An 11,736-nucleotide genomic window follows, 5' to 3' on the forward strand; every position below is an offset into this window, starting at 1 on the left:
ATGGAAAAGAATTTGAACTTTTTAGATCGAAACGAATTTAACTACAGTCCATCAAAAGAAGTAGTAGAAGCTTTAAAAAACTTCGATATAAATAAACTTTGTTTTTATACCCGCATTTATGATGAAGGAAAGAAAAGTATATTATCTGTTTTCTTATCCGAACTTTACGATATAGATGAAACACAAGTCTTATTAGGATACGGCGGAGAAGATATTCTGAAACAAGCTGTACACTACTTCCTGACTCAAGAAGATGGAAATAAAACGATGTTGATTCCCAAGTTCTCATGGTGGTATTATAAATCAATTGCAGATGAGGTGAATGGACATACTTTGCAATATCCTCTCTACGAAGACGGAAATACTTTTAAATATGACTTTGAGACGCTAAAAGATATGATTCGGAAAGAGAATCCGAAGATTCTTTTACTAGCTTCTCCCAATAACCCTACCGGCAATGGTTTGACTCCGAAAGAATTGGATGAACTACTTGCAGAAGTACCCGGCCAAACAGTAGTATTGATAGACGAAGCATACGCTTCTTTTGTTTCAACCGATACCAGTTATATCAAAAAGCTGGTTAATAAATATCCGAATTTGATTATTTCCCGTACCTTATCTAAATTTTATGGATTGCCGGGTTTACGTATGGGATTCGGATTTATGAGTAAGGAGCTGGAAAAATTCAGCAGATACAGCAATAAATATCTGGGATACAACCGGATATCCGAAGATATCGCCATTGCGGCTCTTAAATCGGACGCACACTACCGAAACATCGCAAAACTGATGAACGAAGACCGTGAGCGTTACGAAAAGGAAATCGGCGTGTTGCCCGGATTCAAAGTATATGAATCGGTTGCCAACTTTATTTTAATCAAATACCCGATAGAGCTGAAAGAGGCTTTACAAAAGGCTTTTGCTGAACAGAGTTATAAAGTGAAATTTATGAATGAACCGGATATCAATACTCATTTGCGTATCACATTGGGTCGCCCAGAGCAGAACCGGATCGTTATAGATACAATCAAAGAAATCGCATCCAAATGAAAGCAATAATATTAGCCGCAGGAATAGCTTCACGCTTACGCCCGCTGACCGATACGACGCCCAAATGTCTTCTCAAGATAGGAGAACGATGCCTTTTGGAAAGGGCTTTTGATGCTCTGATACAAAACGGATTTGATGAATTCATCATTGTCACCGGGTATCGCCAGCAGCAAATCGTTGATTTCCTACAGGCACATTATCCAACCCAAGATATTACTTTCATCTATAATGACAGGTATGAATCAACCAACAATATCTATTCATTATGGCTCACCCGCCCATATACGGATGGGGAGGAAATTCTGTTATTAGACAGCGACATTGTATTCGATCCGCAGATTGTAGAGAAGCTGCTTCATTCGGATAAGGACGACATATTGGCACTGAATCGCCATGAGCTCGGAGCAGAAGAAATAAAAGTCATCGTGGACGACGCACAAAAGGTCGTGGAAATCAGCAAAGTCTGTTCGATATCCGATGCTATCGGAGAGTCCATCGGTATCGAAAAGATATCAGCTGAATATACCAAGGCGCTATTCCGTGAACTGGAAATTATGATTACTACCGAAGGACTGGATAATATATTCTACGAACGGGCTTTTGAGAGACTGATTCCACAAGGATATAGTCTTTACGTTATGGACACCACCGAGTTCTTCTCGGCCGAACTGGACACAGTAGAGGACTTTCAACAGGCACAGAAGCTGATTCCATCCAGTCTTTATTAATTAAAATCAGATAAAATGGCTAATTACGATATCCGCCCTCTACAGCTTCGCATATTAAAGAACTTATTAGCTGTTGACAAAGTTTGCAAAGAACATAATCTGCGATATTACATCATGGCAGGCACCATGTTGGGAGCTGTACGCCACAAAGGATTCATCCCCTGGGATGATGACTTGGATATCGGAATGCCAAGAGCTGATTATGATTTACTAATGACTAATGCCAAAGAATGGTTACCGGAACCTTACGAAGCGGTATGCGCCGAGAATGATAAGGAATATCCTCTTCCGTTCGCAAAGGTGCAGGATGCCAATACAACCTTAATCGAGCGTATGCATCTCAAATATCTGGGAGGTGTATATATTGATATATTTCCACTGGATGGAGTTCCGGAAAGCCGCATGGCGCAAAGAATGCATTTTGCGAAGTATGAGTTCTACAAACGAATACTTTACCTGATTCATCGTGATCCATACAAACATGGAAAAGGTCCCAGTTCATGGATACCGCTATTATGCAGAAAGTTTTTCACCCTTACCGGAACACAGGAAAGCATCAGGAAGGTAATGAAGAAATACGATTTCGACCAATACGCATTAGTCTGCGATTATGATGACGGAATGAAAGGAATCATGTCGAAGGACATTCTGGGCACTCCTACTCCCATCCGGTTTGAAGATGAAGAAGTATGGGGAGTACAGAAATACGACACTTATCTGTCACAGAAATATGGAGATTACATGACCATACCTAAACAAGGTGGACAAAGACAACACAATTTCCATTATTTAGACTTGAATAAACCTTATCGGAATTTTGAAGTCTAAATTATAATCATATAAAGGTAAGAAGTAGAAATGAGAATAGGTTTTGACGGAAAACGTGCAGTACAGAATTTCACCGGTCTGGGTAATTATAGCCGCTATATAGTGGATATTCTATGCCAATTCGGCCCGGAGAATGAATATGTGCTGTATGCCCCCAAGAAACGGGAAAACAAGAGGCTGGACAAATTAACGAAGCAGTATCAGCAACTACAGCTTTCTTATCCCACTACTTCTTCCTGGAAAAAGTTAAGTTCATTGTGGCGAGTATGGGGAGTCACCCACCAATTGGAAAAAGAAAAAATCGATATATTCCACGGGCTTAGTAATGAGCTGCCCCTGAATATTCATCAAAGCGAGGTAAAAAGTATTGTAACGATCCACGATCTGATCTTTCTGCGCTATCCGCAGTATTACCATTCGATCGACAGGAAAATATACACATACAAATTCTGTAAAGCCTGCGAAAATGCCGATAAAATCATTGCTATCAGCGAATGTACCAAGCGTGATATTATTGAGTTTTTCAGGATTCCCGCCGATAAGATAGAAGTTGTTTATCAGGGATGTGACCCTTCATTCATGCATCCTGTAGCAGAAGAGAATAAAAGAGAAGTCCGAGCTAAATATCAGCTACCGGATCACTATATCCTTAACGTAGGAAGTATTGAAGAACGCAAGAACGCCCTTTCAGCGGTGCAGGCACTAATGATGCTTCCTGAACAAATTCATCTCGTCATCGTAGGACGCCATACGGAATACACTGATAAGGTTGAACATTTCATTAAGGAGAATAAGCAGGAAGAAAGAGTGCATATCATCAGTAATGTTCCTTTTGATGATCTACCGGCTTTTTATCAGTTAGCAGAAATTTTTGTATACCCTTCCCGTTTTGAAGGTTTTGGTATTCCCATCATAGAAGCTCTGTACTCCGGTATTCCGGTAGTGGCCACTACAGGATCTTGTCTGGAAGAAGCGGGAGGTCCCGATTCTATCTATGTACATCCTGACGATATCAAAGGAATGGCCGATGCCTTCAAACAGATATACGCAGATCCCGAGAGAAAAAAGAACATGATTGAAAAGGGGCATTCTTTTGCCAAAAGATTCTCTGAAGAAAAGCAAGCGGAAGAGATCTTAAACATCTACAAGAAACTAATGAAATGAACGTACTCAAACATACAATAAAGAAATTTATATATGGCACTCTTCCATATTATTTCATGAAAGGGTATAAACCTGATTCACCCTATCTGAAATATTATGAGTATATAAAAAAACACGGGTATTCAAGACATTTGTATGAATTCAAAGATGAATATACAAATATGCCTGTCAATGTACAAAAGGATGAGAAAAAAGGCTTATACTATGTACAACAAGAAAAGAAACGGCTATATTTCAGAAAGAGTACTCCACCCAAGAAAATTCAAAAGTACTACAGGGCTTTGAGTATGGAGCAGGACAAGCGATCACCGCACCATTATTTCGATAGTGTAAAAGATGTCACAGGAAAAGTTTTTGTGGACATTGGCTGTGCCGAAGGATATTCTTCACTGGAAATCGTAGAAGAAGCCAAGCATATCTATTTGTTTGAGCAGGACGAACAATGGCTGGAGGCTATCAGAGCTACTTTCGAACCATGGCAGGATAAAGTTACAATCATACAGAAGTATGTGAGCGACCATAATTCTTCGAGAGAACAAACTCTTGATGATTTCTTCAATAACCAGACAGATGAACATCTGTTTCTTAAAATGGATATAGAAGGAGCCGAACGGCACGCATTGACCGGATGCAAGAACTTATTTCAAAATTGCCAAAAGCTGGATTTTGCTATTTGCACATACCACTTGCGTGATGACGAAGAAGTTATCTCTACATTCCTGAACAAACACAACTGCGCATATATTAATCAAAAAGGTTTTTTCAGGCATAGAATCCGCAGTGTAGTGATGCGCGGAAGTAAGAGGTAATCAATCATTGATAATCAGCAGAAAGCAATTCACAATAATCATACTTGCACAAGTATGTATCATAGATATGCTTTTCCTTTTTCAATAAGAAACGTGAGATATGCGGCTCCCAAGAAAAGAATTTACGTACGGAACGGTATAAACGGAAGAATAAAATCAGGGATACAATATGCTTTTCTTTTTCTTTCCGTGCCGCACGACGATAAATGTAATGAGTAAAGAACTGATCGCTGTAACGAAGAGCCAGACTGACCGTAGATTCGATGTCCCATCCACGCAAAGAAGCATATTCTGTCATGATGTAAGTCAGTACCTCACGCGAAATACACAAACGGCACATATTACGGCATACTGTATCACAATCAATTTTCGATAGCAACTGCATGCGATTCACATCGACCAAGGAGAAACTGTATTCATTCGTTTCATTCTGATGGATCAGTATATTACCGGGAGAATAGTCTAAATGGAGGATACCTGCCTGATGCAAAGCAGCAGTGTAGCGTGCAAAAGCTGAAAGTTTGTCTTCATTCCCCTCCACTTTTCCATCCATCAGGGAACGGACAGTTTCGCCGCCATCATAACAACAAATGTAATAGCTATGCGAGAGAAGACCATCTTGAAATTGCTCGATCATAGCCACTGGCTCCGGAGTGTCAAAACCATGCTGTTGGATCTCCATAGAATAAATATAGGAACGTTCTGCCTTCGACTGGCGGAAAAACGAATATACAACACGATTGATGATGTGAGGCTTTTTAAAGCTCTTCACCACAACATCAATGCTGCCCAAACTAATCCGTTTCAGAACATTACGACCATCGTACACCACATCTCCTTCGTTCTGGAAGGACCTCGGAACTTCTTCTATCTTCTTCTGCAAATGTGCGTACTTGGGACTTACAATCATTCTCATTACACTCTCCTATATAATCCTAATTACAAAGATTGAGCAAAGATAAAGAAATTAGGCCATATTCCGACTATATTTTTCTCTTTTCTCACAAAGATTGGCTAACTCTCTCCACATATAAGCACCATCACGGTGGCTTTAATCATTTTTTTCTTTTTTCTTTTCATTTATATTTAGACATAAATGCTTTTTAGTTATGTTTGCACGGTAAAAAGCATAAAAAAGTTTAAGGCATGAAACCAATCAAAAGAATTCTGATTATTCGATTTAGACAAATAGGGGACTCTATTCTGGCTGTTGCATTGTGCAGCACACTGAAAAAAAGCTTTCCCGATGCAGAGATACACTTCGTGCTTAATAAAAATATTGCTCCACTCTATGAGGGGCATCCGGACATAGACAAAGTCATTACATTTGACAAGAATGAGAATAAGCCGTTCACTGCATATATAAAAAAAATATGGCAGGTAATGCACCAAAATAAATACGATGTAATCATCGATATGCGTTCTACCATCCGGACTCTTTTTTTCTCTCTTTTCTCATTAAAAACTCCTTTTCGGATAGGACGTATCAAAGGATATACCCGTTTTCTACTGAACTACCGCACAGATACTTACAGCAAGAATCTGACAACTGATATGGTACAACGCAACCTGTTACTTGCAGCACCATTAGAGAAGATCAGACCTATTCAATACACAAAAGAATTCAAGTTATATCTGACTGACCGGGAGAAAGAAGATTTCCGATATTATATGGAAAAGGAAGGGATTGATTTTACACACCCTTTGTTATTAATAGGAGTCACAACCAAACTCATCCATAAGAAATGGAATACAGAGTTCATGATAGCCACACTGAAAAGAATATTAGAGGAACACAAGGACCTACAAATGATCTTCAACTACGCACCGGGGTACGAAGAAGAAGATGCCAGAAATATCTACAAGGAATTAGGATGTCCGAAACGCATCAAGATTGATATACAAGCTTCTTCATTACGACAACTGGCAGCACTTTGTGCCAACTGTTCATTTTACTTCGGGAACGAAGGAGGAGCCAGACACATCGCCCAGGCCCTTGGAGTTCCTTCATTTGCCATTTATTCACCAAGTGCGTCAAAATCAATGTGGTTACCCGCCAATTCCGTACTTGCCGAAGGAATTAGTCCTGACGACATTCTTCCGCCGGAACAGCAGGCAACATTAACCTATGAGGAGCGTTTTGCATTAATTACTCCCGAAAAGGTATACGGGCAATTGACTTCAATACTAAGGCAATTGAGCTAACTCCCGATATAAATCAAGGTAGGCTTGTATATGCTTCTCGTAACTGAATGAAGCGGCATGTTCCTTGATTTTCTCCAGACGCTCCTTGTCTTTATAAAAATCAGGCAGATGCTCCCGGATACTTTGTACCATAGATTCTGTATCCAAATGCTCCCACATGATAGCGTGTCCATTACAAACTTCCGGCAAACTAGTGCGATTAGCGGCAAATACAGCCTTCCCAAATTGCATAGCTTCCACCACTGGCAATCCAAAGCCTTCTCCCTCACTAGGAAATAGGAATGCCTCACAGTTCCGATATAACCATATCTTCTCGTTTTGAGAGATAACATCCGTCAAGAAGACATTAGTAAGCTGATTCTCACGAATCAGATTGCGCACTTCTTCAGCATAAGCAAAATGAGCATCTCCACAAATATATAGATCATATTCCGGAAAATGACGCATTACGTCAACCAAAAGATGGAAGTTCTTTTTTCTACGGATTTGTCCAATCGTAAAAAAGAAAGGACGCCCTGTAGCAAACGACGGTTTTGTTCCTTCCAGTGTATCAATCCTCTCCACGCCATTATAGATGACCCGTACCTCTTTCCCTTTCAAATCTACATACTGTCGAATGACATCTGCCACATAATGAGAGATCGTAGTCACGACCGCTGCCTTATTGACCTTATTCTGCATCCGGTGAAGATACATTTTCGCCTTCCAGGGCTTTTTCTCGGTCAAAAAATTAAAGTCGTGTATAGTAAAGATAAACTTTGTACCGCCGGCAATACGCAACAACTTGCGCTGTTGATTCACTGCATGCCATACATCTACCTTGGGAAGGGTAAAAGGAAGAAACTTATTGATACGACGTACCGGAACAGAGGTCACATTCGGGCCAAATTCCTGCATATATTTCTGCCGCAATAAATATACAAAATGAAGATCTTCTACCGGCATAGACGAAAAGGCGGTTGCATAGTTGGCCGCAATCTGCCCGAAGCCGGCTGTGAGACTACCATAATTCGTAAGATCTATCAGTACTTTTTTCTTTCGTTGTATCTCTTTCATCATTATTTGATTCTACGCTCTTTCGGCTCAATAAACAGCTAATTTGAACTTCAGCAAGGATTAATCTACAATCCCTTCTATTTTCGCAATGACCTGCTCCGGTTTTATATCCCTCAGGCAGGCATAATCACCTCGCCAGCAAGGCTTCTGTCCATATACAGAACAGGGGCGGCATGACAAATCGAGTTGTACGGTATTGACCGGCAATTGTTTCCAGCCCATAAAACCGGCATAAGGATGGGTGGCTCCCCAAATAGAGACAACCGGAATATTGACCAAGGATGCCAAATGCATGTTGGCAGAATCCATTGAAAGCATCACATCCAGATGGCTCATCAGATTCAGCTCGGTACGCATATTCAGTTTACCGATCATTGAAACAACAGAAGGATATTTAGCAATCCATGCATCAAATACGTCCTGTTCGTTTTTACCACCTCCAAAAAGGAAAACCTTTACTTTGGGGTTGGCAGCAAAATGTACTATAACTTGCTCTTGCAGTTCTAACGGATAAATCTTACCTGCATGTTTGGCAAAAGGAGCTATACCAATCCACTTCTGGTCTTCTTTAGGTCCTGTGACTGGTTCTATTTCCGCAAAGTTTCCTTTTCCTTCGCCATAAATGGAAGAGAAATTTAATAGCACCGGTAAACCTAGCTTCTCAAGTACATCGGCATAACGACGAAAAGAACTCTTCTGATTCTCCATCACCTTATCATGACGGCGAACCAGCTTCTTTTTGCCTGCCCTTCCTTTACAAATGGAAGCTACCGGTTTATTGGCAAGACGGAATCGCAAACATAAATACTTAGAACGAAGTACATGATGAAAATCAGCAATGTAATCAAAATGCATCGCTTTTAATTCCGAATAAAGGCTATTCAAGCCCCAAAATCCCTTGTGTTTGCCAGTTAAATCAGCTCCGACAAAACCCACATTGGCAAGCAACCCCTGAAAGAGCGGCTGCCATACAGCACGACTTAACACTGTTATTTCGTGCTGCGGGTATTGCACAGCCAGCGAATGTATTACCGGGATTGTCATGGCTACATCGCCGAGAGCAGAAAAACGAATAATAAGAATACGCGCCATTCGTTATTTTTTCGCATAAAGCACCGGATTTAAAGCCGGATCATTATACATCTTCATCTGTTTATATACTTTCATGTATTTTTTTCCGGCTTCGATATCAGCCAACAGCTGCTCAATCGCTGTAGAAAGGTCTTTTCGCTGTTCCAACAGGATATTCAACTTAGTCTGGCATTGGGAACGGTGTTCTTCAGTAGTATCCGTACGCTCCACCTCCTGCTGCATGTGGTAAATTTTCAATGCAAGAATTGACAAGCGGTCAATTGCCCATGCAGGGCTTTCCGTATTGATCGTTGCGTCAGAGAGAGGTTCTACCTCTTTATATTTGTCTAAAAAGTAGCTATCAATTAATTCCACCAGATCCGTGCGGTCCTGATTTGATTTATCAATTCTTCTTTTCAAGACCAATGCTTCTACCGGATCAATCTGCGGATCACGGATAATATCCTCAAAATGCCATTGCACAGCATCAATCCAGTTTTTTAGATATAAATAATACTCAATAGTTTTCAACTCGTAAGGATTGTTCATCGGAGCATCCACACTATCCGTCACATGGTAATCTATTGTCGATTTCCAAAAAATCTCGTTGCAAAGGTTACTAAATGTCATAATCTTAACTAGCTAATAGATATATAATAGGGCAAATCTATGTAATATTTTTCAGACAAACAACCGTTTTCTTACTTTTTTATTTATTACCTTTGTGGGTACAAAAGATAAATAGTATATGAAAATTATTATCGACAATAAAATACCTTATATAAAAGAGGCCGTTCAGAAAATAGCCGATGAGGTGGTTTATGCCCCGGGAAAGGATTTCACCCCGGAGCTCGTACGGAATGCGGATGCTCTTATTGTCCGTACTCGTACACATTGTAACCGGAATTTATTGGAGGGTAGTCAAGTAAGATTCATAGCGACTGCCACTATTGGCTTCGATCACATCGATACGGAATATTGCAAACAGGCCGGTATAGAATGGACCAATGCCCCGGGATGCAATTCGGCTTCTGTCGCCCAATATATACAGTCATCGCTTCTGGTGTGGAAATCTTGCAGAGACAAAAAGCTAAACGAACTGACAATCGGAATCATAGGAGTAGGAAACGTCGGGAGTAAGGTAGCTAAAATTGCCCAGGATTTTGGTATGCGTGTTTTATTGAATGATTTGCCACGAGAAGAAAAAGAAGGTACCGAACAATTCTCTTCACTGGAGAAAATAGCGGAAGAGTGTGATATCATTACTTTCCACGTACCTTTATATAAAGAAGGAAGATATAAAACATTCCACCTGGCAAATGAAGAGTTCTTTCAGTCACTCAAACGAAAGCCTGTCGTCATAAATACCTCACGAGGAGAAGTCGTCCACACCGATGCTCTTCTAAAAGCCTTGAACAGCCGGATGATTTCGGATGCCATCATCGACGTATGGGAGCATGAACCGGAAATCAATCGTGATCTACTGGAGAAAGCATTCATCGGAACTCCTCACATTGCAGGTTACTCTGCAGATGGAAAAGCAAATGCCACACGTATGTCATTGGATGCCATCTGCAATTTTTTCCAACTAAAAGGGGATTATGAAATTAACGCACCTGCACCCACCTCTCTTGTTATTCACGCTAAAAACCATGAAGAAGCAATCCTCCAAATATATAACCCAACCGAAGACAGTATCCGGCTAAAGACTCAACCGGAGTTATTCGAAACTCTACGCGGAGACTATCCTTTGCGACGAGAAGAAAAAGCATACATTATTAAGTATTAAGGAATAAGTATTAACCGTAGTGACCGAAAACTTCAAAAATTCCGTCAAACGATTATCCGCATGGAACAATACCTAATATTTAATACTCAATACCTGTTCTATGATTTTCGGGAAGTATTCATATTCCAAAGCATGTACTTTCTTAGCCACATCATCCGGAGAATCGGTCGGGAGGACAGAGCAAGTAGCTTGGAAGATTGTATTTCCTTCATCGTAATGCTCATTTATATAATGTATAGTGATGCCGCTTTCTTTTTCACCGGCAGCGACCACTGCTTCATGAACCCGGTCGCCATACATTCCCTTACCTCCGAACTTTGGCAGAAGAGCAGGATGTATATTTATAATTTTATTGGGATAAGCATGCAAAAGCAAATCCGGCACACGAACCAGAAAACCAGCCAGCACGACAAGATCAATGCGGTACTCCTGCAAAATAGCCAAAATTTCATCTCCGACTATCCAATCCTCTTTTGGGAATGTGTTGAAAGGCACCCCCAAGCGACGCGCACGTTCCAAAACATATGCATCACTTTTATTAGAAAGTATCAACGAAACCTGAATGGAATCGTTTTCTTGGAAATACCGGATAATATTCTCGGCGTTTGAACCGGAACCGGAAGCAAAAATTGCGATATTTTTCTTCATAACTTTCATATTCGATGCACAAAACAGTGAAAAATGTGCAAAACATTGCATTTATTTAATCAAATATTTGCGCAAAACGATAAATATTCATTCCTTTGCACCGCAAATTTAAAGAAATAAAACTAATTATTAATTAAAAACTTAAAGTTATGTCTGAAATTGCATCAAGAGTAAAAGCGATTATCGTTGATAAATTAGGCGTAGAAGAATCAGAAGTTACTAACGAAGCAAGCTTCACTAACGACCTGGGAGCAGATTCTCTTGACACTGTAGAACTTATCATGGAATTCGAAAAAGAATTCGGTATCTCTATTCCTGATGACCAAGCAGAAAAGATTGGTACTGTAGGTGATGCTGTATCTTATATCGAAGAACACGCTAAGTAATT

General features: G+C 40.3%; 13 protein-coding genes. 8 read left to right on the forward strand and 5 right to left on the reverse strand.

What is annotated here, in order from left to right; translation table 11 throughout:
* From AB9N12_RS06600 to AB9N12_RS06620, 5 genes are read left to right on the forward strand one after another with little or no spacing between them, the layout of a single operon-like run.
* Entirely contained in the window at nucleotides 1-1,050 is a 1,050-nt protein-coding gene (locus AB9N12_RS06600; protein WP_148364199.1) for a histidinol-phosphate transaminase, read from the forward strand.
* Entirely contained in the window at nucleotides 1,047-1,778 is a 732-nt protein-coding gene (locus AB9N12_RS06605) for an NTP transferase domain-containing protein (RefSeq protein ID WP_369890760.1), read from the forward strand. The genes AB9N12_RS06600 and AB9N12_RS06605 overlap by 4 nt, the downstream gene beginning before the upstream one ends.
* Nucleotides 1,779-1,793: 15 nt before the next feature.
* The gene (locus AB9N12_RS06610; RefSeq protein ID WP_369890761.1) at nucleotides 1,794-2,606 is read left to right on the forward strand and encodes a phosphorylcholine transferase LicD; all 813 of its coding nucleotides are present in this window, start codon (nucleotides 1,794-1,796) and stop codon (nucleotides 2,604-2,606) included.
* Nucleotides 2,607-2,636: 30 nt separating this feature from the next.
* Entirely contained in the window at nucleotides 2,637-3,770 is a 1,134-nt protein-coding gene (locus tag AB9N12_RS06615) for a glycosyltransferase family 4 protein (RefSeq protein ID WP_369890763.1), read from the forward strand.
* Nucleotides 3,767-4,579: an FkbM family methyltransferase gene (locus tag AB9N12_RS06620; protein WP_148364203.1), complete on the forward strand. Its 813-nt coding sequence runs from the start codon at nucleotides 3,767-3,769 to the stop codon at nucleotides 4,577-4,579. The genes AB9N12_RS06615 and AB9N12_RS06620 overlap by 4 nt, the downstream gene beginning before the upstream one ends.
* Before the next feature lie 4 nt (nucleotides 4,580-4,583).
* Here the strand turns inward: AB9N12_RS06620 and AB9N12_RS06625 are convergent, their stop codons facing one another.
* Nucleotides 4,584-5,495: a lipopolysaccharide kinase InaA family protein gene (locus tag AB9N12_RS06625; protein ID WP_369890766.1), complete on the reverse strand. Its 912-nt coding sequence runs from the start codon at nucleotides 5,493-5,495 to the stop codon at nucleotides 4,584-4,586.
* Nucleotides 5,496-5,725: 230 nt separating this feature from the next.
* On the opposite strand from AB9N12_RS06625, the gene AB9N12_RS06630 reads away from it, so the two are divergent.
* On the forward strand, nucleotides 5,726-6,784 hold the full coding sequence (locus AB9N12_RS06630) for a glycosyltransferase family 9 protein (protein WP_369890768.1): 1,059 nt from the start codon (nucleotides 5,726-5,728) through the stop codon (nucleotides 6,782-6,784).
* On the opposite strand, the gene AB9N12_RS06635 is transcribed toward AB9N12_RS06630, so the two are convergent.
* Genes AB9N12_RS06635 through AB9N12_RS06645 form a run of 3 tightly spaced genes read right to left on the reverse strand, consistent with a single transcriptional unit; the run spans nucleotide 6,767 to nucleotide 9,541 of the window.
* Entirely contained in the window at nucleotides 6,767-7,843 is a 1,077-nt protein-coding gene (locus tag AB9N12_RS06635; RefSeq protein WP_369890770.1) for a glycosyltransferase family 4 protein, read from the reverse strand. The two genes, AB9N12_RS06630 and AB9N12_RS06635, sit on opposite strands and share 18 nt — an antisense overlap.
* 57 nt (nucleotides 7,844-7,900) lie before the next feature.
* A complete protein-coding gene (locus AB9N12_RS06640; RefSeq protein WP_369890772.1) occupies nucleotides 7,901-8,932 on the reverse strand; it encodes a glycosyltransferase family 9 protein in 1,032 nt (343 codons plus the stop codon).
* A 3-nt stretch (nucleotides 8,933-8,935) separates the two neighbouring features.
* Entirely contained in the window at nucleotides 8,936-9,541 is a 606-nt protein-coding gene (locus tag AB9N12_RS06645; protein ID WP_369890774.1) for a DUF4254 domain-containing protein, read from the reverse strand.
* 118 nt (nucleotides 9,542-9,659) lie between these two features.
* On the opposite strand from AB9N12_RS06645, the gene pdxB reads away from it, so the two are divergent.
* Nucleotides 9,660-10,700, forward strand: coding sequence for a 4-phosphoerythronate dehydrogenase PdxB (pdxB, locus tag AB9N12_RS06650; protein ID WP_369890776.1), 1,041 nt, complete (start codon nucleotides 9,660-9,662; stop codon nucleotides 10,698-10,700).
* Nucleotides 10,701-10,772: 72 nt separating this feature from the next.
* On the opposite strand, the gene AB9N12_RS06655 is transcribed toward pdxB, so the two are convergent.
* The gene (locus tag AB9N12_RS06655) at nucleotides 10,773-11,399 is read right to left on the reverse strand and encodes a phosphoribosylglycinamide formyltransferase (protein ID WP_369890778.1); all 627 of its coding nucleotides are present in this window, start codon (nucleotides 11,397-11,399) and stop codon (nucleotides 10,773-10,775) included.
* Between the two features lie 98 nt (nucleotides 11,400-11,497).
* On the opposite strand from AB9N12_RS06655, the gene AB9N12_RS06660 reads away from it, so the two are divergent.
* Nucleotides 11,498-11,734, forward strand: a complete 237-nt coding sequence (locus tag AB9N12_RS06660; protein WP_004291965.1) for an acyl carrier protein — start codon at nucleotides 11,498-11,500, stop codon at nucleotides 11,732-11,734.
* Nucleotides 11,735-11,736: the final 2 nt, after the last annotated feature.

It is taken from the genome of Bacteroides sp. AN502(2024) (assembly GCF_041227145.1).
Taxonomy (GTDB): Bacteria; Bacteroidota; Bacteroidia; order Bacteroidales; family Bacteroidaceae; genus Bacteroides.